This is a genomic window from Paenibacillus terrae (assembly GCF_005217525.1).
Classification (GTDB): domain Bacteria; phylum Bacillota; class Bacilli; order Paenibacillales; family Paenibacillaceae; genus Paenibacillus; species Paenibacillus terrae_C.
In genome coordinates this window covers 657,731-678,729 of record NZ_PNXQ01000005.1, presented here as the reverse complement: position 1 = coordinate 678,729, position 20,999 = coordinate 657,731, and the positions used below count along the sequence as shown (strand labels likewise).

General features: G+C 50.1%; 21 protein-coding genes. 19 read left to right on the top strand and 2 right to left on the bottom strand.

From position 1 onward, the window contains the following. The 14 genes from C1I60_RS25330 to C1I60_RS06225 form a co-directional block, all read left to right on the top strand. Positions 1-248, top strand: a 248-nt coding sequence (locus C1I60_RS25330; protein WP_252361598.1) for a TOBE domain-containing protein, incomplete at its 5' end; no start/stop codon positions are given. A 98-nt stretch (positions 249-346) separates the two neighbouring features. Beyond that, entirely contained in the window at positions 347-1,513 is a 1,167-nt protein-coding gene (locus tag C1I60_RS06285) for an extracellular solute-binding protein (protein ID WP_137060954.1), read from the top strand. A 2-nt stretch (positions 1,514-1,515) separates the two neighbouring features. Then, positions 1,516-2,358 (top strand): ABC transporter permease, encoded by an 843-nt coding sequence (locus tag C1I60_RS06280; protein WP_137060953.1) that lies wholly within the window; start codon positions 1,516-1,518, stop codon positions 2,356-2,358. Positions 2,359-2,389: 31 nt separating this feature from the next. After that, positions 2,390-3,916: a hypothetical protein gene (locus tag C1I60_RS06275; protein WP_137060952.1), complete on the top strand. Its 1,527-nt coding sequence runs from the start codon at positions 2,390-2,392 to the stop codon at positions 3,914-3,916. Then, positions 3,913-4,380, top strand: a complete 468-nt coding sequence (locus C1I60_RS06270) for a hypothetical protein (protein ID WP_137060951.1) — start codon at positions 3,913-3,915, stop codon at positions 4,378-4,380. Before C1I60_RS06275 ends, C1I60_RS06270 begins: the two co-directional genes overlap by 4 nt. Then, the gene (locus C1I60_RS06265; RefSeq protein WP_137060950.1) at positions 4,373-5,380 is read left to right on the top strand and encodes a CehA/McbA family metallohydrolase; all 1,008 of its coding nucleotides are present in this window, start codon (positions 4,373-4,375) and stop codon (positions 5,378-5,380) included. The genes C1I60_RS06270 and C1I60_RS06265 overlap by 8 nt, the downstream gene beginning before the upstream one ends. A gap of 27 nt (positions 5,381-5,407) precedes the next feature. Continuing rightward, entirely contained in the window at positions 5,408-6,124 is a 717-nt protein-coding gene (locus C1I60_RS06260; RefSeq protein ID WP_137060949.1) for a GntR family transcriptional regulator, read from the top strand. A 143-nt stretch (positions 6,125-6,267) separates the two neighbouring features. Beyond that, positions 6,268-6,933: a hypothetical protein gene (locus tag C1I60_RS06255; protein WP_137060948.1), complete on the top strand. Its 666-nt coding sequence runs from the start codon at positions 6,268-6,270 to the stop codon at positions 6,931-6,933. Positions 6,934-7,233: 300 nt separating this feature from the next. Then, the gene (locus tag C1I60_RS06250) at positions 7,234-8,757 is read left to right on the top strand and encodes a M23 family metallopeptidase (RefSeq protein WP_137060947.1); all 1,524 of its coding nucleotides are present in this window, start codon (positions 7,234-7,236) and stop codon (positions 8,755-8,757) included. Positions 8,758-8,984: 227 nt separating this feature from the next. After that, a complete protein-coding gene (gene yycF, locus C1I60_RS06245) occupies positions 8,985-9,716 on the top strand; it encodes a response regulator YycF (RefSeq protein ID WP_137060946.1) in 732 nt (243 codons plus the stop codon). After that, positions 9,713-11,542, top strand: coding sequence for a cell wall metabolism sensor histidine kinase WalK (gene walK / locus C1I60_RS06240; RefSeq protein ID WP_137060945.1), 1,830 nt, complete (start codon positions 9,713-9,715; stop codon positions 11,540-11,542). Before yycF ends, walK begins: the two co-directional genes overlap by 4 nt. Next, on the top strand, positions 11,539-12,882 hold the full coding sequence (locus tag C1I60_RS06235) for a YycH family regulatory protein (RefSeq protein WP_137060944.1): 1,344 nt from the start codon (positions 11,539-11,541) through the stop codon (positions 12,880-12,882). The genes walK and C1I60_RS06235 overlap by 4 nt, the downstream gene beginning before the upstream one ends. Positions 12,883-12,970: 88 nt before the next feature. After that, positions 12,971-13,735 (top strand): two-component system regulatory protein YycI, encoded by a 765-nt coding sequence (yycI, locus tag C1I60_RS06230; protein WP_137060943.1) that lies wholly within the window; start codon positions 12,971-12,973, stop codon positions 13,733-13,735. 6 nt (positions 13,736-13,741) lie between these two features. Then, positions 13,742-14,548: an MBL fold metallo-hydrolase gene (locus C1I60_RS06225; protein ID WP_014278959.1), complete on the top strand. Its 807-nt coding sequence runs from the start codon at positions 13,742-13,744 to the stop codon at positions 14,546-14,548. Here the strand turns inward: C1I60_RS06225 and C1I60_RS06220 are convergent. Then, complete coding sequence (locus C1I60_RS06220; RefSeq protein ID WP_014278958.1) at positions 14,517-14,723, bottom strand: hypothetical protein; 207 nt, start codon at positions 14,721-14,723, stop codon at positions 14,517-14,519. The two genes, C1I60_RS06225 and C1I60_RS06220, sit on opposite strands and share 32 nt — an antisense overlap. Positions 14,724-15,207: 484 nt before the next feature. Between C1I60_RS06220 and C1I60_RS06215 the strand changes: the two genes are divergently transcribed. Continuing rightward, on the top strand, positions 15,208-16,443 hold the full coding sequence (locus tag C1I60_RS06215) for a S1C family serine protease (protein WP_137060942.1): 1,236 nt from the start codon (positions 15,208-15,210) through the stop codon (positions 16,441-16,443). A gap of 87 nt (positions 16,444-16,530) precedes the next feature. On the opposite strand, the gene C1I60_RS06210 is transcribed toward C1I60_RS06215, so the two are convergent. Then, positions 16,531-18,252: a cellulase family glycosylhydrolase gene (locus C1I60_RS06210; RefSeq protein ID WP_137060941.1), complete on the bottom strand. Its 1,722-nt coding sequence runs from the start codon at positions 18,250-18,252 to the stop codon at positions 16,531-16,533. A gap of 231 nt (positions 18,253-18,483) precedes the next feature. Here C1I60_RS06210 and C1I60_RS06205 point away from each other — a divergent pair, with 231 nt between their 5' ends. From C1I60_RS06205 to C1I60_RS06190, 4 genes are all read left to right on the top strand, one after another. Continuing rightward, the gene (locus C1I60_RS06205) at positions 18,484-19,254 is read left to right on the top strand and encodes a class I SAM-dependent methyltransferase (protein WP_170970750.1); all 771 of its coding nucleotides are present in this window, start codon (positions 18,484-18,486) and stop codon (positions 19,252-19,254) included. Positions 19,255-19,362: 108 nt separating this feature from the next. Continuing rightward, the gene (locus C1I60_RS06200; protein ID WP_081750721.1) at positions 19,363-19,530 is read left to right on the top strand and encodes a CxxH/CxxC protein; all 168 of its coding nucleotides are present in this window, start codon (positions 19,363-19,365) and stop codon (positions 19,528-19,530) included. A 119-nt stretch (positions 19,531-19,649) separates the two neighbouring features. Further along, positions 19,650-20,585 carry a helix-turn-helix domain-containing protein gene (locus tag C1I60_RS06195; RefSeq protein ID WP_137060940.1) on the top strand — a complete coding sequence of 312 codons (936 nt, stop codon included), beginning with the start codon at positions 19,650-19,652 and terminating at the stop codon, positions 20,583-20,585. 28 nt (positions 20,586-20,613) lie between these two features. After that, a partial coding sequence (locus C1I60_RS06190; RefSeq protein ID WP_137061022.1) for a DinB family protein occupies positions 20,614-20,999 on the top strand: 386 nt, incomplete at its 3' end.

Genomic DNA, 20,999 nt, shown 5'->3' with positions numbered 1-20,999 from the left:
AATATACAGGTGAATCTATGGTCGGTGTAAGGCCAGAGGATATTGTTCTGACGACCGAAGAAAACGGCTCTCTAGCCGGAACGATCAGACAAGTGATGATTCTCGGGCATTATGCGGAGGTTTCGCTGGATAGCGGTACCGATCATCTGAAAATGTTTGTGCCGCGTGAACGGGCAGCCGAGCTGCGCAGTGGAGAGCAGATCAGATTCAGCTTCAGTAAAATGGTTACTTTTCCGGCAGCACAGTGAAGATTCACGATCAACCTCTACATCGCATCAATGTCCATCATGAACGCATCATCTGGTGATGCTGCGAACTTGTGCAACTATCTAAAGGAGGCAACAACGTGTTTGGGAAAAAGAAGATGGGTCTGATTTTGGCTGGGGTGCTTAGTTTATCGTTGTTGGCTGGCTGTGGAAACGGCGGTAATGCCGCTACAGCTACAGGGGAAGCCAAGGATACGAAAGCGGGAGCCGCTACGGGAACGACAGAAATCTCCTTGTACACTGGCGGTTCCTTGAACGTCAAAGAGCTGTGGGAAACGTTAATCAAGGACTTTGAAGCTAAAAATGATCACGTTAAGGTCAAGCTGGTGTATTTGCCAGCGGGAACCGGGGGCGCATCTACGCTGGATCGTCTGATTGCAGCTAAGAAAAGCGGTCAAACCGATACAGATATCGACCTGTACGAAGGCAGTCTGGATGACATCACTAAAGGGGTAGGCGAAAAGCTGTGGGAAACGGTGGACACTACCAAGGTTCCGAACCTGGCGAATGTCGATGAAACGTATCTCAAACAAGTCAACAATCAGGCCATTCCATATCGGGCATCTTCGGTTGTTCTCGCCTACAACAGTGCAAAAGTAGCGACACCGAAAACAGCGGATGAGCTGTATACGTGGATTCGTCAGCACCCGGGCAAATTTGCTTATAACGACCCGTCCACGGGTGGATCGGGTAGCTCGTTTGTGAACACGGTTATCTATAACTTCCTTCCTCCAGAAGCGATGAACAGTGATGATCCGGCCAATATGAAGAAATGGGATCAAGGCTTCTCGCTGCTCAAGGAACTGGGTCCTTCGATGTACCAAAAGGGAGTTTATCCGAAAAAGAACCAAGGCACGCTTGATATTTTGGCAAGTGGAGAGGTGGACATGGTTCCGGCCTGGTCCGATATGGCGCTCGAACAACTGGCTAAGGGTCTGCTTCCAGACACGGTGAAGCTGACACAGATCGACCCTGCATTTACAGGCGGTCCGTCTTATCTGATGGTTCCTTCGCTTTCCTCCAAAAAAGAAGCAACACAAGAATTCCTGAATTATGTGCTGACGCCAGAAGCGCAAACGGTTGTTATTAACAAAATGTACGGCTATCCGGGGATTAAGTGGAGTCTGATGCCAAGTGAATTGCAAGAAAAATTCAACAGTGTATCTTCTGGATACCGCAGCTTTAACAGCGGCGAGCTCCAGCAGGAAATCTACAAACGCTGGCAGAGTGAAGTAGCGGGCGGTTAATCATGAGTTCATCGTCCAAAAGGGGGATGCTGGGGCTTGCCCTAGTCATCCCGTCTTTTCTCATTTTGCTGGTTGTCGTCATAATTCCGATTCTCTATGCCGTAAAGGAAAGTCTGATTGATCAGCATGGAACAGGCTACGGGCTGGCGAACTATATACGCCTGTTCACAGAGCCTGCGATGCGGAAAAATATTATATATACGATCAATGTCACGCTGGTTTCGACGGCCCTCACATTGGTCATCAGCTACGCTTTGGCGATTTATTTGCGATTTGGAAAAGGTTTTGTCGTCAAATGGATCGGGCGATTGTATTTTGTCCCGATGTTCGTTCCCGGCGTAATTGCAACATATGCGATCATTACGATGTACGGCAATCATGGCTGGGCTGCACGCCTTTTGTTGCCGCTGGGTATTGAAACCATTCCGAGGATTATTTACGACTACAAAGGTCTGGTGCTGGCTAATCTGTGGTTTAACATTCCGTTCGCAACGATGTTGCTAAGTTCGGCGCTGGCCAGCATTCCGAACGCTGTTGTGGAAAGTGCCAGAGACGCGGGAGCCAGCACGCTGCAACTGTTTGGGCGCTTTATTTTACCCCTTTCCTACAAAACGATGTGGGTTGCGGTGACCTTCATCTTTATGGGGATTATGGGCAGCTTCACAGCTCCGTTCCTGATTGGCGCCAACTCGCCGCAGGTGCTGGGTGTGGCGATGCAGCAGGTATTTTCCAGCTATCAGGAGACGCATACAGCCAGCGCAATGGCAGTGTTTATGTTTTTACTGTGTTCTTTTATGGGCTACTTTTATATTCGGACTATGGTGAAGGATGCCGAGGCGAGCTAGAAGGCCGCTATACACTGAGGAGGTTACAGGGATGAACAGCCAAGCAGAGGTTCAGATTACGGGGTTTAGTGGGCGAGTGTGGGAAAAGGACCTACTGGATTGCGGGTATCGGATTGCCTTACACAAAGCGGAGGTTGAGCTTAGTCCGGGGAACGGATTCCGGTTCACGTTTTCCATGCCCGAAGACGGGTTCGCGGAGCTTGATCTGCTCGCCAGATCAGACAGTGACTGGGCTGCGACAGATCGGGAATCCGCCTTCGTACGCCTCTACCTGAACGAAGCCTATAATCAGGATGTTATTTTGTATTATGGCAGCAGTCAGGGGGTGTACACCCGTTTGTTGGGGTATCTAAAAGAAGGCGATTATGAGGTCTATGCCGAATTTCGTGAGCTGGAGTCGGCTCCGCTTGTATCCAGAGCATGGATCGATGGGGTTGAACTGCGCTGCGTGGCTGATTCTTCTCCAAGATCACTGATTTATCGCCACACCCCGCTTTTATACGGACGTAATCTGGCGCATCCCTATGAGAATCGTTTTACAGATACACCGCTTGTTCTGTTCTACTCCATGGAAGAGAATGAGGGGAAAACGATCATTGAATACCAGATGATGTTCAGCCATGAGGATGAAGGAACGCCTGCACCGCTGCTTATGAGCAAATGGGGAAGAACCACCGATATCGAATGGATGTACCGCGTCGAGCTGGATGCCGGGGGCAACGTTCTGAATGCTTTTTTCCAGGGGGCACATCATATTACGACTGCGTTTAATGGCAACTATGATCTGGGCGGGCATCCTGTTCTCCAATCCGCAACGACGAATGGAAACTTTAAGGATGACATTTCTTCGGACTATCGTTTTATGCTGCCGCCTGCTTTCCAATGGAAGCCAGAGGAAGAGCCGCGTGAGGCGGTCATGAGCCGTTTTCCTTTTGCCTATCAGGTCACCGGGTGGGAGATGGAGCGTCAGCAGGAGCTGGAAATGCCATCAAATGCGTCTTCCATTATGCTTGCCCACCAGCGCAGCTATGTATTTATCCAGACTTCAAAACGCCCCTTAAGGGATTCCAGCAGTGAATCGTCTCCAGTGTCCAAACCGGGCTTTAACCGACGCGAGGAAGATGCCTGTGTGGATATAGAGCTTCGCCTTCATGGCTCGGAGCAGTGGTATTCATCGTGCTATCATGATCTGCGACTGGGTGATTTCAGGGCTGCTTATGAGGGTGCAGAGTCGCATTTTTCTACCACGGTCAAGTTATCTGGAGAAGCTGTGCTTGAGGATATAGCTGAAATCAGAGCTGTATTGCTGGAAGGCGGTGCAGACAGCATGGAAGTGGCTGGACTGTATGCTTTTACGCTAAACGAGGAAAACCTGCCGAAGTTTCCTGGTATTCGTACGGACCGGGTGATTGAGCTAACGCGGCATCATCCAGCGGGTATTTTATGGGCAGCAGACAAAGACGGGGCGGGTGATGGCGACTATAATGTCAAACGTGCTTTAAATCGTACGGAGAACCGTGCTGTGGATGACCCGACAAGCAAGGATGGGGAGTCATGAGCAGGCTCCTGTATGTGGAAGGAACGGTCGATAGAACCTGTACCCAGAGCCATATTACGTACTCTTTTCACATCCCGCAGCCGACTGACACGATCCGTATTCACTTCTCTTACACCCCCAAGTTATTGGAGGATCAGGAGCAAGCGCGAGAGATTATTGAGGAAAGCATCAGCAAATACGGATACGACGAACCGGGACATTCATCAGATCTGTGGAAGAAGTATATGCCACTGCAAAATTTATTGACGCTGTCTGTCGATGACCCTCTCCGCCACCGGGGAAATGCACACCGTCCCGAGATGCAGCAGGAGCATTGGCTCGGTTCGCCTGCGGCTTCGCCGGGATTCCTAGCAGGAGATAATCCGGCGGGCATGTGGCGGATTACCGTCAGTCTGCATGCCGTTGTGACCGAGACGCTTGTTTACCAAATTCACGTATTGGGGGAGGAAGCCATATATGCTTAAATGGATTCCGTCTGAGCTTCACACCCATACGCTTCACAGCGACGGAAAGCAAACGCTGGAGGAGCTTGCCCAAAGCGCAGCGGACCTCGGGCTGGAATGCATCGCTATGACGGATCACAACACGCAGTCGGCACTTGTAGATCAGGACCGGGTCGAGCAGCAGTTCGGTGTCCCGATCATTTCAGGGATGGAGTGGACGACTTTTTACGGGCATATGCTGACGCTGGGGGTAGACCGGTTTATTGACTGGCGAGTGCTGGGGCCGGATGACATTCATGAGGGAATCCGGCAAGTGCATGAGCAGGGAGGCATTGCAGGACTTGCCCATCCATTCAGGATCGGAAGTCCGATCTGTACGGGGTGCTTTTGGGAATACACCATTCAGGACTGGCATGAGGTCGATTATATTGAGGTCTGGTCAACACTTATGCCGTCTATTAAGCGGGATAGCCAGCGGGCGTTTGCCATGTGGACGGATTTATTGAATCAGGGGTATCGCATCACGGCGGTAAGTGGTCGGGACTGGCATGTATCCAAACCGGATGATGCGCTTCCGGCTGTCACGTATCTGGGTGTTCATGGTGAAGCAGAAGAACAGGAGAGCTTAGTTAACCGGGCAGTGGAGGCGATCCGCCTCGGTTCGGTGTCGGTTACGATGGGACCGTTACTGACGATGTCGGCACAGGTTAAGGGCAGTGATAAGCGATATCACATCGGCGAATGTGTAGAGCTGTCTGTGGAGGATTCACTGTCTGTGACGGTTCAATTGGATGTGGAAACGAGAGCAGCCCATTACACCCTTGAGCCTCAGAACCTTCGCCTTTTGCTGACAAGTAGTCATGGAGTATGCTCTGAGACTCAGATCCCTGCTCAATCAGGTGAATATACGCTATCATTACAAGATCCCGCAGGAAAAGGCTGGTTACGGGCCGAGCTTTATGGCTGCATGGAGGACTGTGTGATGATGATTGCTTTTACGAATCCGATTTATATGGCTTAATACAATAGAAAGGCTGGGCTTCGGACGGTGTCAACAAAACAGGAGAACATTAAGCAGCTTATAGAAGAATATATAGAGGCTAACCAGATTGGCCCTGGAGATCGGCTGCCTTCGGAAGCTGCACTTTCCCAATCCTTCCGTGTCTCGCGTACGACACTACGGGGAGCTATTCGTCAACTGGAATCGGAGGGCAAGCTGCTGGTGAAGCACGGGAGTGGTACGTTCGCTACTTGCCCGCTGCCGAGCATTCCAAGCTCGCTGGACCGCCTGTACAGCATCGGGGACATGATCCGTTCGGCAGGGTTGAGGGAGGATGAGCAGTTGGAATCTATCAAGAGGATGACGGTATGTCCCCCTGATATTGCCGAACGAATGAGGTTTTCCGAGAATGAGCCTATGATCGTTCTGGAGCGGACTCGCACAGCCGATGGAGAAGCGGTAGCACATTCTATCAATTGGATGCCGGAGACATTAGCAGGTTCGATTTTGGACGGCGGGTCTTTTTCAGGTTCGCTTTTCCAAAGCCTGGAACTTAAAGCCGGGGTACGAATTGTTGGCGCGTATTCGGAGCTTACTGTCCCGAATCATGACGATGCCCATATGACGCGTCTGTTGAAGCAGCCGCAGGCTACCGTGTTACTGCTCAAGCAGCTTCATTATGATGAGCTGAACAGACAGGTGTTGTATTCGCTGGATTATGTCCGCAGCGACATTTTCCATTTCTGGGTGCGCCGTACACGCTGATTCATGTAAGAATTACATCTACTATCCAATCGTGCTAGTTTTACATATTCCAAGGGTTAAAAATCGTCATATCTCGTCAATACTGATCTATATGCACTTCATGATGTACACATGGCAAGATGCGTATAAGGAGGGAATGGGATATGAGGTGGCTTGGATGGCTGCTTAAGAAAGGAATGACGGTGGTGCTGGTCAGCGCTTTAACACTGGCGGTAACAGGCGTGGTTGTGAATGCCTATGTTCAAACGCTGCTGCGGCAGTTTAACATTCAGTTGGATCATCAGCCGATATGGGGGCTGGGCTGGTTGAACGGAAGCTCTGGCACCGATAAAAGTACTGATACAGGAAAAAACAAAGCTACGGGCGGTAGTTCGGAAAGTGTAACACCGCCTGATGATGCTTTATCCGTTATGGGACAGGGCTTAGATGAGAGTGGGAGAGGCACGGGAACCAGTGGGGCAACGAATGGGAAAACCCCGCAGGAGGGTGGTTCTTCGTCGGCTGGTGCAACGGGCGGCGTGTCACGGCAACAGGCAGAAGGTGCAGCTACACCTGAAACGAGTATTGAAGGTCATGACCTGGTCATTACGCCTGACCATTTGACGAAAAAAAAGAACAGCTTACCCGCCGGGCAGAAGCAGGAGATTTTTGCGATACTGATGAATAAATTGCCACCGGAGGAAATGCAAAAAATATCTGCCGCGATGGAAGGCGGCCTGACCGAGCAGGAGCTGCAGGATATCCAGCAGGTGCTTGCGAAGTATCTAACGAAAGAAGAGTATAACAAGCTGATGGGTATGCTTAAATAGTAACGATTCGACTATGGGTAATGCTCATGCTCACAACAGGACATTGGAATCCGCGCCGGGCGCGGATTTTTTTGCGTGTCAGGAAGGAATTGGGGTGGAGTTGAATTCTTTGTAAAAGCTATGTTAAAGTAAGACAGTGTCGTGAAAAGGTTAAAATTTTGAAACCTTTTACGCAACTATGCAATGCTAGATAGCGACTAATATCATAGATACTTGTAAATACAGGCTGGATTCATAGCGGGAAAAACCAATAACGAACGCATTTATATAGAGATAAGATATGCTGAAAAGGAGAGAATCATGGAGGTTTTGAAGGGAAAGCATTCATCAGACAGCAGGAATGAAGATTCAAGCGCTGAAGACAAGCCTGCTGGAGCAGCAGGAAAAATAGCAATGTGGTTGAGCGGGCGGAGAAAGTGGTTGAGTTGGACTGCGGGCGGTGTGGTGATTGCAGGCGGTCTTATTTTTGCTGGAAATCAATATGTCGGGGCGAATACGGTTCCTTATTATAAAGTGTATGTAAAGGGCGTGGAGGTCGGAAGCATCCTCAATGAGCAACAGTTAAATCAACTGTATGCAACGAAGAGCAAGCAATATAAGGACAAGTATCCCGGTGTGGACATGGTGCTCAATACGAGCGCAGTAACGACAGGTATTGAAAAGGCGTATAAAGTGGATATCGACAGCGGAGCAACACTGAAGAAGCTGGATGGCATGCTGACCGCGTATGCCAAAGGCGTAGAAGTGAAGGTCAACGGCCAGACGGTCGGTATTGTAAAGGATAAAGCGACTGCACAGGCTGCTTTGAAGCAAGTGCAGAAGAAATACACACCTGAGGGTGAGGGCACGGCTACAGGCATCAAGGGACTGGTTCGCAAAACATCCGTGGGCAGCAGTCATGCAAATGCCAGTAGCAAAGCCTCTAAAGCATGGCTGGAGTCTGCCACTATTCGTGAGAAAATTGCATATGAGCCTGTAAAAGCAGACCCGAACAAGGTGCTAACCGAGGCAGAAGCGGTTAAAGCGCTGACCGAGGCGCGTGAGGCACCTGTAACGTATACGGTACAGGAGGGCGATTCCTTGTCGTCGATTGCGAATAAATTTAATATGACCGCTTGGGAGATTAAGCAGAACAACCCCGGATCGCGTGAGCTGTATCTGCAAATCGGAGATGAATTGAAGCTTACCGCTCCAAAGGCTCCGGTTACGGTGCAAACAGTGGAGAAGGTCGTTGAGCAGATTGCTATTGAGCCTGAGATTGAGGTTCGCCAAAGTGACGAACTGAAAGCAGGAGTCACCAAGGTTGTCAGACCGGGACAAGCAGGCTTGAAGGAAATGGATTACCGTCTGACCAAGGAGAACGGCGAGGTCGTGCGAGAGGAATGGCTCGGTCAAAAGGTGTTGCAGCCGTCTGTTTCCGAGGTGGTGTTGAAAGGAACAAAGGTCGTAGGCGAAGGATCGGGAGAGTTCGCTTGGCCGGTGTCCGGCGCAGCGATGTCGAGCAGCTTTGGCGCACGCTGGGGACGTATGCATGAGGGTGTCGATTTGGTCGGCAGTCCTGACATCCACGCATCGGATGAAGGTGTAGTTACATTTGCAGGTCAGCAGAATGGCTACGGCAATGTCATTATGATTGACCATGGTAATGGCTACCAGACAGTATACGGGCATTTGAGCAGCATTGGCGTTCATGTGGGACAGGTGGTTCAGCAAGGCGAGTCGATCGGAGTTATGGGGAACACAGGACGCTCGACAGGAACACATCTGCATTTTGAAATTCGTAAAGACAATACGCCACGCAATCCAATGACGTATTTAAGATAGATGGATCGTTTATAACGCTGGATGATGATTCATGAGGATACGGGGAAGGCCATGTTTTTCTGCATGCTTAACAGTAGGTGCAGGCATGGCTTTTTTTGTGCAAGAAAAAGGGGCTGGACAAGTAATGGAATGGCGTGTGGGTATGGTAGAATAGAATAAGCAGCTTATGGACACTGACAAACGAAAGTTAATATATAACATGATCCGTAGGAAGAGGTGAGCGCTGTATGCAGGGAACGATTCTGGTGGTGGATGATGAACAGCCTATCGCTGATATTTTGAAATTTAATTTGGAAAAAGAGGGCTATCAGGTGATTTGCGCCTTCGATGGAATCAGCGCGGTGGATATCGCAGTCAAGCAGCAGCCTGACCTGATCTTGCTGGACCTGATGCTGCCGGGGATGGACGGCATGGATGTGTGCCGCGAGGTGCGCGGGCATCAGCTCCAGACGCCGATTATTATGCTGACCGCCAAGGACGGGGAAATCGACAAGGTGCTGGGGTTGGAGCTGGGCGCAGATGATTATGTGACAAAGCCGTTCAGCACACGGGAATTGCTGGCGCGGGTGAAGGCACAGATGCGCAGACAGCAGCGCGGCGGGGCAGGCACGCCGGAAAGCCGCTCGCAGGAAGAGAAGCAGGGGCTGCGCGTGGCGGACCTCTTTTTTGATACGGATATGTATACAGCTTACAAAAACGGTACACCGCTCGATCTGACGCATCGGGAGTATGAGCTTCTGTATTATATGGCTAAAAATGCCGGAAAGGTCATGACAAGGGAGCATTTGCTCCAGGCGGTGTGGGGCTTCGAATACTATGGGGATGTGCGGACGGTGGATGTGACGATCCGGCGGCTGCGCGAGAAGATTGAGGAAAACCCGAGCAAGCCGGAGACGATCCTGACGCGCCGTGGACTCGGATACATTATTAGCGGGGGCAAAGGTGGCCTGCGGGCATGAGATGGCTGTCTTTCTTTCGTACGATTCATGCGAAGCTGATCATTATTTATGTGCTGTTGATTTTAGTGGCGATGCAGCTGATCGGGGTCTATTTTGTCAGCTCCATGAAGAACTCTTTGACGAGCAACTTTACACAGGACTTGCAGGCGCGGGCGGAAATGCTGTCCGTGCTGGCAGAGCAGGATCTGAACGGCAGTGACGGTAAAATGGAGGAAGACAGCGTGGAAAGTCTGCGCGCACGTGTGAATAATCTGTTTGATTTTAGCGGCGCAGAAATTCAGGTATTGGATGCCAGCGGCAAGGTGCTGATTACTTCTCAAGGCTCACACGCCGATTATGTCGGACGCAAAAATACGCAGACGGTGGTCAGCCGTGCACTCCAGGGTATCCGTGACAATGAGGAATACATGGTGGACGAGGATAATATCCGCAAGAAGGTCGTCGCCAAGCCAGTCATCAGCCAGGGCAAAATTGTCGGTGCGGTGTATATCGCCGCCTCGATGACGGAGCTGTACGATACGATGAAACGCATTAACAATGTGTTTCTTTCAGGCATGCTGATTGCGCTGGCGTTGACAGCTGTGCTGGGCGTGGTGCTGGCGCATACGATTACGCATCCGATCAAGGTGATGACGCGTCATGCGACAGAGGTTGCCGAGGGCAAATTCGATCAGCAGATGCCTGTGTTTGGTGATGATGAGATTGGCAGGCTCAGCGTGGCCTTTAACTATATGACAGGCCGCTTGCGTGAGGCGCTGTCGCAAAATGAAGAGGAGAAGGAGAAGCTCTCCTCCATCTTGACCAATATGAGCGACGGTGTGGTCGCTACAGATGATCATGGCCGGGTCATTCTGGTTAACCGCCGGGCCAGCGCCATGCTGGGCGTGAACGAGAACGAAATGACCGGTAGACATATCGCGGTGCTGCTGGGGATCGATCCGGAGGAAACCGAGGCCCTGTATAGCGGCTCTTCGGCCTCCACGCTGCTGCAACTGGAGCCTGCGGGTCAGGACGAGCCGATCGTCATCCGCGTGACGTTCACGCCGATTCATCGGCGGGAATTTGGCATTACGGGGACGATTGCCGTGCTTCAGGACGTGACGGAGCAGGAGGAGATGGAGACGACACGCCGGGAGTTCGTAGCGAATGTATCGCATGAGCTGCGCACTCCGTTGACGACGATCCGCAGCTATGCCGAAGCGCTGGATGACGGGGCAATGGGTGAACCGCAGCTCGCGGAGCGTTTCGTAGGTGTGATCCGCAACGAGACGGAGCGTATGATCCGGTTAGTCACGGATTTGCTGCATCTGTCGCGGCTGGATTCCAATGAAGCGCCCTTGCGGATGCAGCCTGCGGATGTAATGGAAATGCTGGACGAAGTCGCGGATCGGTTTTCTTTTCAAATGAAGCAAAAGCATATCCGGTCTGGAATGTTCGTGGAGCAGGGGATCGGCAAGGTCGTGATTGACCGGGATCAAATTGAGCAGGTGTTGGACAATTTGATGTCCAATGCTTTGAAATATACACCGGAGGGTGGAAGTATTCGGATTGAAGCTCGCCGCAATAGTGAGGGAATGCTGTCTATTTCGGTACAGGATACCGGGATAGGGATTCCCAAAAAGGATTTGGAACGAATTTTTGAACGGTTTTACCGTGTGGACAAGGCCAGATCGCGCAATATGGGCGGTACGGGTCTAGGGCTGTCGATTGCCCGGGAAATTGTAAAGGCGCATGGAGGCCAGATTTTTCTGGAGTCAGAATATGGTCAAGGGACCTGCACGACCTTTACGCTCCCCATGTTGGGTGAAGGGAGGGAAGCACAGTGAGGGAACGTTTGAAGTCATGGGCGCTTATTTTGCTGGTTGCTTCCAGCCTTGTACAGAGTTATTTTCTGATTTACCGTCTTCCAGGCAGTGATTCTGTACTTACCTCGGAGACGAACTATGTCAAAACCGAGAGTATGGGACAGGAGAAAAAGATTGAAAAGCTCGTGTTTCCTGATAAAATGCTAATTCACCAAGGGCAAAACAAGCATACCGTTTTTTATCCGGGCGTTGCTTTCTACGATTTGATTTTTACACGGCTGGAGAGCCGGAGCTTTAACAGCTTTCAACGTCGGAGTATCCAGTCGGCAGATTGGGCGCGGATTCGCAGCGAGAATGAGGGCATGGAATTATCCTTTTCAGGCGGTGTCCCGGTTTCATTACTGGAGCGAGTTATGCGTCTGACGCCGGATTCTGTGTTTCAGGGAGAGACGATTAATCGTATCTGGATCTATATAGATGAGAAAAATGCCAAGCCGCACGCCCTCTTTTTCAGTGCCAGAGGCGATGTAGTGTATGAGGCGAATCAGTTTGATATGACGATGGAGGATATCCGGCAGCATGTGAATTTCGGTAAAAATGCCCCGTTGTACGAGCTGGTGGATAATCAGTATTACATTCCGGCAGATAACCTGGAGACGGTGCAGCCCGTGGTATATGCCGGGTTGTTCACGACAGAGCAGATGCAGCGGAATTTGTTTTTCGATCCGGGGATTACGCGTAATATTCAGGAGAAGGACGGTTCCCAAATTTACACGGACAGCAAGCGCAGTCTGCAAATTAAGCAGGAGCAGCGTTGGATGAGCTATACCGATCCGAGTGCACCGGGGGCGGGCGGAAGCAGTTCGGTGAGGGATGTACTGGCGGCGGTTGATTTTGTGAATCAGCATGGCGGTTGGGATGCTTCGTATCAGTTGAAAATGAGAAGCAGCGACGAGAGCCGTACCAATGTGCAATTCCAGCAGTATTACGGATCTTATCCGGTACTGGATACGCCATCCTTCCGGTTTGGCACGATTTTGTTGGAAATCCAGCAGGAAACGGCATCCGTCTATGATCGTTCGCTGTTGTATCTCAAGGGCGGCGAGCAATCCTCGAAGAAGGTTATGCTTCCGGGTGGCGAAACCTTGAAGAAGCAGCTCGAAGCTGTAGCTAAAGGGAGAACGATTAGAGATCTGACCCCTGTATATCAGCCAGAGCTGATCAATGATGGGTTAAAGCTCGTTCCCGAGTGGCGTGTTACGTTGGGCGACGGTTCTGTGGCAGAGATTCACGCTGTGGCCGTAACAGCGACAACGTCGAGTACAGCGCAAACGCAGCAATCTCAGGCGGTAAAGGAGTGACGGATTCAGATTTCGTGCTACTCACACAGCATAGCACCAGCAAAGGGATAAAGCATGGACAGGGTTATGACAGAAAGGGGGAACGGGAATGGATTGGAGTCGCGCCAAAAACGTACTGATCTGTACGTTTTTGCTGCTCAATGTAGTACTGGGGCGCCAGTTGTGGAATGATGCGCAGGAAACGGCAGGGCCGAATCTGGATTTTACTTCGCTGGATGAAAATACGCAGCGTTCAATGGAAGAGAAGAGCATTCAGGTGTTGGCTCCCATTCCCGGGGATACTCCCCAGTTGCCGAAGCTGTCTTACACATATGTTCATGGCGGGGAAAAGGATGGGCGTGTGAGTCTGCCGGAGCCTGTAGACAGCAAGCTGGTATTCACCCACGATGCGCTGGTTGAGGCATTGCAGCCGCAAATCAGGGACATCGACAACTACCAGTATGATCCGCTGGATGTTCAGGAGGAGGTTGCATCTGGACAGGCAGATGCTTTTGTGCTACACCCGTTGGTACAGGGAAAGTGGCCTTTATTTAATGTGAAGCTGGCCCTGTTTTACAGTAATCAGAAAATTATCGGATATCGCAAAATTCAGGTTGATCTCCAGCCCTCGGATGAAGCGAAGAAAATGCTGCCCGCATCCAAGGCGCTGGCACGGTTGATTGACAGTTATTTGCCGCGTGATGCGATTGTGAAGGATATCCGGCTGGGTTATTACGGACAGACCTTTAACTCGGATAGCCAGGTGGCTGCGCCTGTATGGCGGTTTATGCTGGATAACGGGCAAGGCGTGTATTACGTGCAGATGAACGGAGATGTCATTAGTCCAAAGACAGAACAAACAGAAGGGTCTTGAACAGATATGGGGATTTCATTTACCGTGCTGTCGAGCGGTTCGACCGGCAACGCCACCGTTGTCCGGAACGAAGACACGACATTACTCATCGACGCAGGTCTCAGCGCGAAGCGTATTGATGAATTGCTGAAGGAACGCGATCTGAGCGGAGAAGAGTTGGATGGTATTTTGGTCACACATGAGCATTCCGATCATGTGAAAGGACTAGGCGCCATGGCGCGTAAATATAATTTACCTGTGTATGCGAATGAGAAGACGTGGTTTGCCATCAGCAATGCTGTCGGGCAGATCGCGGACGATAACCGCAGAATATTGGAGACAGGCGCAACACGCGAATTTGAATCGTTGCGTGTAGAGTCTTTTGGTATATCTCATGATGCGGCAGAGCCAGTAGGGTATAGCTTTTACGATGGGGCAGAGAAGCTCAGTGTAGCCACCGATCTCGGCTATGTCAGCGACAAGGTGAAGCAGGCGATTTCAGACGCAGATGTATTGGTGCTGGAGTCTAATCATGATGTGGAAATGCTGCGCATGGGGCGTTATCCGTGGAACATCAAGCGCCGTATTCTCAGTGATATCGGTCACTTATCCAATGAGATGGCGGGTGCGATTCTGAGCGAGCTGCTGACAGGACGGACGAAGCGAACGTATTTGGCACATTTGAGCCGCGACCACAATATGATGGAGCTGGCAAAGCTGACCGTGCGCGGGGCGATGGAAGACCGTGGCTGCTTTTACAAGGACAGTGAGTTCCGATTGTGCGATACGTATTATGATCGTCCTACACCGTGGGATAAGGTAAGTGAGCCATAAAGCTGTCCAGCTCGGCGGCTTTGCGTTCTACCTCTTCGCGGGTCACAATGCCTTTGTCCACCAGTAGCTCAATGAGTGTACTTAACGCCAGGGTGTTGCGGTAATGCTCGTCTTTCAGATCCGCAAGCTTGGCAGCCATACGAACTTCATCCATAGCTGAGCGATGTTGATTCATCATATATTCCTCCTGTTAAAATATTTGAAAAATGGCGTGTGATCAGCTTGGTTTTGCCGGGTGCTGTGATACAATAAAGCTAACAACTGAAAGCTTTCTGAAAAAAGGCTCGTATCGGAAGCATAAGCTGTTACAAGCGAAAGGGAACAGGCCAGAACGTCTCTATGGGACGATCATTTTGTAATAGAATAGAAGACTTGTTACTATTGTAGTCAATTGATTTGGAAATCATTCCTCCTTTTTCCTCTATTCGGAGTGGATTGTGGCGTGTATGCTGGTTTATGAGATCAGGTGCTTAGGGAGGCCCCATTTGTGGTGATTAGTAAGTAGGCTGAAATGATCTGTTGTTTCGGTCATGGGGGATATTCAATCCATTTTGGCGTTCAAACGGAGCGAGTCTCTGTAGCATAGGTTGGCGCAAGCCCGAATAGCCCTAATTTTTTAGTGAGTGTCGGTGCATGACAACGAAGGGGAGAGGATGAACATGGGCTTGTTTGATGACGATTTTTATTCAACGAGGGTATCCACGCGTGCGGCCAAAAAAAAGGCATTCAAGGCACGTCGCGGAGGACAGAAACGTTGGCCACACAGGAACCGGAGCGTGAGTCCGGTGCAAGCTGCTGTCATTAGCGGTGCAGTCAGTGCGGTGGTTGCGGTGCTGCTGTTCAGCTTTATTACAGGTCTGCCCTCCACTACAGCAGTAACCGGAGCAAGTCATTATCCCATGCGCCAAGCGGCGGGTGACCCGTATGACCGGATTGTGCAGGCGGCAGCCAAGGTGCGTCCGGCTGTCGTCAGCATTGTGAACCTGAAAGGGGAAGACGGACATAGCACGGAGCCGTCGGCGCTTGGATCGGGTGTTATTTTCCGAATAGCTTCCGGCAAAGCCTTCATTATGACTAACAATCATGTGATCGAAGGCTCGGATGATCTGGAGATTGTAACTGTGGATGGTATCAAAAAAGAGGCGAAGCTGATCGGTAAGGATCGCATTAGCGATATCGCAGTGCTGGCGGTAGACGATAAGGGCATTAGCACGATAGCGGATATCGGTGATTCCAGTAAGCTTCGTCTGGGCGAGACCGTGATTGCCATTGGTAATCCGCTCGGCTTGGGCGATACGCTCACTTCCGGCATTGTAAGTTATACGAATCGGATTATTCCCATTTCCATTAATCAGGACGGCGTATATGACTGGGAACAGCATGTTATCCAGACCGATGCAGCGATTAATGAAGGAAACAGCGGCGGTGCGCTGGTCGATCTGGACGGACGTGTGATAGGCATCAATACGATGAAAATTGCCGATACCGGTGTGGAAGGGCTCGGCTTCGCGATTCCGGCCAATGAGGTCATGAAGACGGTGAATGAACTGGTCGAGGATGGCAAGATTACCCGTCCTTATCTGGGGGTATACACGGTTGACCTCAATAATGAGTATGCTCCGCTGGATGAAACACAGCGCAAGGAACTCAAGTTGCCTGACACCGTAAAGGACGGGGCGGTTGTTCTGGAGGCGCACGGCCCTGCCCAGGAGGCAGGCATGAAGCTGAACGATGTCATTATTGCTTTCGATAGTGAACCGATCAACTCGACGCTTGATTTGCGTCGCTACTTGTACGATAACAAGAAGATTGGCGACGAGCTGAAGGTTACCTTTTACCGGGCAGGCAAGGAAGAATCCGTGACGTTGAAATTAACGGATAAGCCGGAAGGCTAAGGTTTAATTTATAGGTATAACGATAAAAAGGCGTTCTCCAGATCATTTCCAGAGAACGCCTTTTTCAGTTGTCTGTTGCGTCTAAGGTTAGGATGCCGTTCCTGTCACGCGGGTTCCGCTCTTGGTAATTTTGTAGGTTACCACATCGCCGCTCCAGAAATGGAACTTCAGTGTGACTTCACCATCCTTCACACTGTTAAAAAATTCAGGCAGCAGCTTGATGCCATTCGTATCATACGCAGGGGCAAAGGTGTTGCCAAATTCCTTATAGGGTGTCCAGTCCTGCGGGCCGGCATTGCCCCCATTGGTATAAACAGCTTCCATTGTGGCGAGCTGGCTGCCACGGAAGTCTGTTGGAATGGTAAAGGTTTGCGTAGTACCCTCGGTAGCACTTAATTTTGGCGTATCGTACACGATTACTTTGAAATTCCAGTCTGCCCCCTTGTTGAACTTGGCGTTAATCACCGCATTCTCACCATATTTACCGGAGGTGGTTAGGCTGGTGAGCAAGCTGGCCTTCAAGGTTAATGTATCTCCGCTCAGTGTGTACTCGGTGCCCTGTTTCAGTTGCTTGTTGTTGGCGCTTAGTGTGCTCAACTGATTGCCATTCAGGTTTAAAGTGACCGTGGCATCCTGAACGGAAGTGCCTTTCTTCAAGTGAATGAGGTCACGGACTGCATTGGAGGAACGCCCTTTTAAGCTGGATTTCATGACATTAAAGAGCTCAGGATCGGACCACTTGTATGTTGTGCGGTTAAAATGCTGGCCATTATCCCAGAGGATGCCTGTTAATTTTTTCTCTTTCATATAATAGGTCAAAAACTCAAAGAATTTCAGCTTTTCGCCCTGTTCGATAACGCCTGTGTTTTTATCGAAGCCGAGCAGACCATATTCGCCTACAATGACCGGAATTCCTTTAGCCACAAATGTGTTATAGGCATTATCAAAGGTTTGGATAACATCGTTTTTAGTATCTTTCTCAAATGTAGTATATCCGGCAATATTCACACTGAAAGGCCAATAGCCGTAATAGTGAATGGTTGCAATCAGGTTGGGATCGCTCAGCTTGGTTATTGTGTTGTACAGCTCGTTGATTTTATTCTGGGCAGGTGAAGTATCCAAGCCGGGCAGAACAAGTGGGCGGGCTGCATTATTACCGCCAGAGGCGCGGACGATTTTGTGGAAGGAAACATTTAGTTCTTGGAGCATCTGGTTCATTTTCGCTTCATTCGTCGTTCCTCCTTCGGAGAAACGGGGTTCGTTAATGCTCTCGAACATCAGCTTGTTCGGCTGATCTTTAAAGCGATTGGCAATTTGTGTCCATAATGCGTTATAACGAGCCAGCACTTCATCATGCTTGGGCTCCATACTGCTTACCCATGACCATGAATCATGATGGACATTGAGCATGACGTACAGATTGGCATCCAGTGCCCAGCGGACGACTTCTTCTACACGGTTCATATAGGCAGCGTCAACGGTATAATTCGGTGCTGCTCCTATGTGTTTATCCCAGGTGACGGGAATACGAATGCTTTTGTATCCTTGGGCAGCAATTTGCTGGATCAGTGCCTGAGTAATGCGCGGGTTGCCCCAGGCAGTCTCATCTGCCCCGACAGCATCCAGAGAATTTCCTAAATTCCATCCGGGCTGCATGGCTTCGACATACGATTGCATACTGCTTGTGGCGGCAGCTTGCGATGCTTGTCCGTTAGATTCGGCAGCGACGGCAACGGACGCGAATGTGGATAATAAGAGGGTGATGGCAAGCGTCAACGACAGCAATGAAACGGGTCTTCGTTTGAACATTACAGGTAGGCCCCTTTACAAAGTTATTTTTGAAAGCGCTTTCCAATGAGATAATACCATACTATTCCATAATAGAACACCTATATAATTAGTGGAAAAATCATGTGATAATTCGTTATTTTATGAATATAAACATTGTAATTGCCAAAATGTAAGAATGAGTGTAAAATCTATGGCCCTACGCAGAAAGCAGAGCAGCATTGAATTAGTAAATACAGGAGAAAGAAGGAGATGAATATAAACAAGTGGGACACGGAAGAAGCCATTCGGCGCTGGAATATGCATGCAGAGAATTTTACCGCAAGATACACTGAAGAAGGGGATCGCTCTCGCGAAGTGCTGTTGAATCCTGCATTACAAGAATGCATGGGCACCCTCGCGGGTAAAAAAGTGCTGGATGCCGGGTGTGGTGAAGGTTATCTGAGCCGTAAAATGGTCAAGGCGGGTGCGCTGGTGGAAGGTGTCGATTATTCGCTGGAAATGCTGGAGCTTGCAAGAAAGCGGACACCGTCAGACTGGGGGATTACGTATCATCACGGTAATCTGGAGAAGCTGGAGATGTTCGGGGATCAGAGCTTTGACCTGGTCGTATCCAATATGGTCATACAGGACTTGGAGGGTTATGAGCAGGCGATTGCGGAAATGCGGCGGTTGCTGGTGCCAGGGGGCCGCTTTATTTTCTCTATTTTGCATCCGTGCTTTCAGACACCGCAGAGTGGATGGGTGAAGGATGAGACAGGGAAAAAGCTGTACTGGAAAGTAAACCGCTATTTCAGCGAAGGCGCATTGGAGCAAGATATGCCTTATGATCAGGAGGAAAAGCTTCTGTACTTCCACCGCACGCTGGGCAGCTACGTACAGGCTATTACTGGAGCGGGTTTGCTGCTAGAGGCAATGATCGAACCGAAGCCGTCCGCAGAGATGCTGGAGCGATATCCCGATTTCCACGAGGACCTGAACGTCAGTCATTTTCTCATTTTTAAAACCAAGCGTCAGGGATAGGAATCAAGCCCTTTTCTTTCCGCGTTAAGTGTGGTAGAACAAAAGAAGGTGTTTGTAACAGACACCAAACAACTGGAAGAGCTTCATACGGAAAGGGATGCAACTGGGATGTACGTGGTATGTAAAGAGCATGTGGAACTGGCAATTGATATGTTCGTCGATGAATACGAGGATGCACCGGATGTCGTCGATCTCAAGGAAACGAAATTTTCGGATTGGGACCCTCCAGTGAAGTGCAAGGAATGTGAGCAGAAAGCGGAATTTTTAGTCGTCTAAAAAACAAGCACGGGCGTTTCGGGCAGAAACGTCCTTTTTGTATACAAGGATTTTGCAAAATCCTCATACATAGAGCTTTACTAATTTCCAACACGTGCTGAGACAGGAGTGAATGATGGATGGACCCTTTGCTGCATTCACTGTTTCGTCCGATTCAGGTCAATGGATGTGATCTCTCCACGTATTATATCGAACAAAAGCCGTCTGCTGCGCTGAGAGCTTATGTCGCTTGCTATTGGGAGTCTGGTTCTGCCAATAGGGTGGTAGCAGAGAATCTAGCAGCTTCGTGCGAAGACACCGCTTTGTTAAGCTTGCCGCAGGAAGAAACCATGGAGCGGGTATTACCTGACGGCTGTACGGATATTCTATTTGAATATGACCCGGTGAGTAAGCGTCAGGAACTCTCGTACTGTGGGACATTTACGCATCCGTTTGTATCTGCCAGACAAGCAGGGTCCGAGACACGCATTTTTGCGGTGCGATTTTTTCCCGGTGGGGCACATTATTTTCACGGCATGCCAACTCATCTGTTTACAGGTGGACACTTCCGCTTGGAAGATATCTGGCCCGAAAGCATCGCGTTCATAGGTGAGCGTATTCTGGAGGCACAGGATTTTAATGAACGGGTGCGCATCATGGATGAGTATCTAAACCAGCTTTTGCTGCGCCAAGGGACGAACGATTGTGATCTGATGAAAAATTTGCTGCATCGTATTTTTGTAGGTAGTGGGAGTATGAGTGTTAAAGAGCTAGCAGAGCGCGAAGCGATCAGTGAAAGACAGATCAACCGGAAGTTCAGGCAATGGATCGGGATCAGCCCCAAAAAGTTCAGTGAAGTCGTCCGCTTCCAGAGCGTTCTGCGTAGTATTCAAAGCGGTGACCCTCTGGATTGGACGGAGCTTGCGTTGGAGCACAGCTTTTTCGACCAGGCGCATTTAATCCGCGATTTTCGCAGGTTTTATGGCGATTCCCCGCTTACTGCGGCCAAGGATTTCCGAAAGCTGTCCGATTTTTACAATACACGTTCGAAGGCTTCCGCTATACTCAAAATATGAAGAAGAATGGCAAAGGAGAGATGAGAATATGAGTGGAACGCTGCAAGTTCGAGATCATTTGCTGAATGAGCTGGAGACCGGAGTACGGACGGGGGAAGCCTTGATCCGTAAAATACGTCCAGAGGATTGGGAATTTCGCCCGCAGGACAATTTCCGCTCGCTGCTGGAGTTAGTACATCACTTTGTACTTATTCCTGCTTCGGATCTTGCGATCATGCAGGAGAAGTCTGAGGGTGAAGTGGGAAGCATTGAAAACAGCCTGTCCGGGGTGGAAGATCCCGAGCACCTGGCTTCGACTTTCAGGCAGAATTTTGAGGCTTATAAAGCTTACATTCTTTCGCTTAGCGAAGACGATTATCTGAACCGTTCGACGAAGGCCTTTTATATGGAGCATGGACATCTGCAGGTTCAATG

What these genes read in the sequence shown, in the direction of transcription:
- C1I60_RS06280 (WP_137060953.1), top strand. Translation starts at nt 1,516, where the DNA reads ATGAGTTCATCGTCCAAAAGGGGGATGCTGGGGCTTGCCCTAGTCATC.
- C1I60_RS06275 (WP_137060952.1), top strand. Translation starts at nt 2,390, where the DNA reads ATGAACAGCCAAGCAGAGGTTCAGATTACGGGGTTTAGTGGGCGAGTG.
- C1I60_RS06270 (WP_137060951.1), top strand. Translation starts at nt 3,913, where the DNA reads ATGAGCAGGCTCCTGTATGTGGAAGGAACGGTCGATAGAACCTGTACC.
- C1I60_RS06265 (WP_137060950.1), top strand. Translation starts at nt 4,373, where the DNA reads ATGCTTAAATGGATTCCGTCTGAGCTTCACACCCATACGCTTCACAGC.
- C1I60_RS06255 (WP_137060948.1), top strand. Translation starts at nt 6,268, where the DNA reads ATGAGGTGGCTTGGATGGCTGCTTAAGAAAGGAATGACGGTGGTGCTG.
- C1I60_RS06250 (WP_137060947.1), top strand. Translation starts at nt 7,234, where the DNA reads ATGGAGGTTTTGAAGGGAAAGCATTCATCAGACAGCAGGAATGAAGAT.
- yycF (WP_137060946.1), top strand. Translation starts at nt 8,985, where the DNA reads ATGCAGGGAACGATTCTGGTGGTGGATGATGAACAGCCTATCGCTGAT.
- walK (WP_137060945.1), top strand. Translation starts at nt 9,713, where the DNA reads ATGAGATGGCTGTCTTTCTTTCGTACGATTCATGCGAAGCTGATCATT.
- yycI (WP_137060943.1), top strand. Translation starts at nt 12,971, where the DNA reads ATGGATTGGAGTCGCGCCAAAAACGTACTGATCTGTACGTTTTTGCTG.
- C1I60_RS06225 (WP_014278959.1), top strand. Translation starts at nt 13,742, where the DNA reads ATGGGGATTTCATTTACCGTGCTGTCGAGCGGTTCGACCGGCAACGCC.
- C1I60_RS06220 (WP_014278958.1), bottom strand. Translation starts at nt 14,723, where the DNA reads ATGAATCAACATCGCTCAGCTATGGATGAAGTTCGTATGGCTGCCAAG.
- C1I60_RS06215 (WP_137060942.1), top strand. Translation starts at nt 15,208, where the DNA reads ATGGGCTTGTTTGATGACGATTTTTATTCAACGAGGGTATCCACGCGT.
- C1I60_RS06210 (WP_137060941.1), bottom strand. Translation starts at nt 18,252, where the DNA reads ATGTTCAAACGAAGACCCGTTTCATTGCTGTCGTTGACGCTTGCCATC.
- C1I60_RS06205 (WP_170970750.1), top strand. Translation starts at nt 18,484, where the DNA reads ATGAATATAAACAAGTGGGACACGGAAGAAGCCATTCGGCGCTGGAAT.
- C1I60_RS06200 (WP_081750721.1), top strand. Translation starts at nt 19,363, where the DNA reads ATGTACGTGGTATGTAAAGAGCATGTGGAACTGGCAATTGATATGTTC.
- C1I60_RS06195 (WP_137060940.1), top strand. Translation starts at nt 19,650, where the DNA reads ATGGACCCTTTGCTGCATTCACTGTTTCGTCCGATTCAGGTCAATGGA.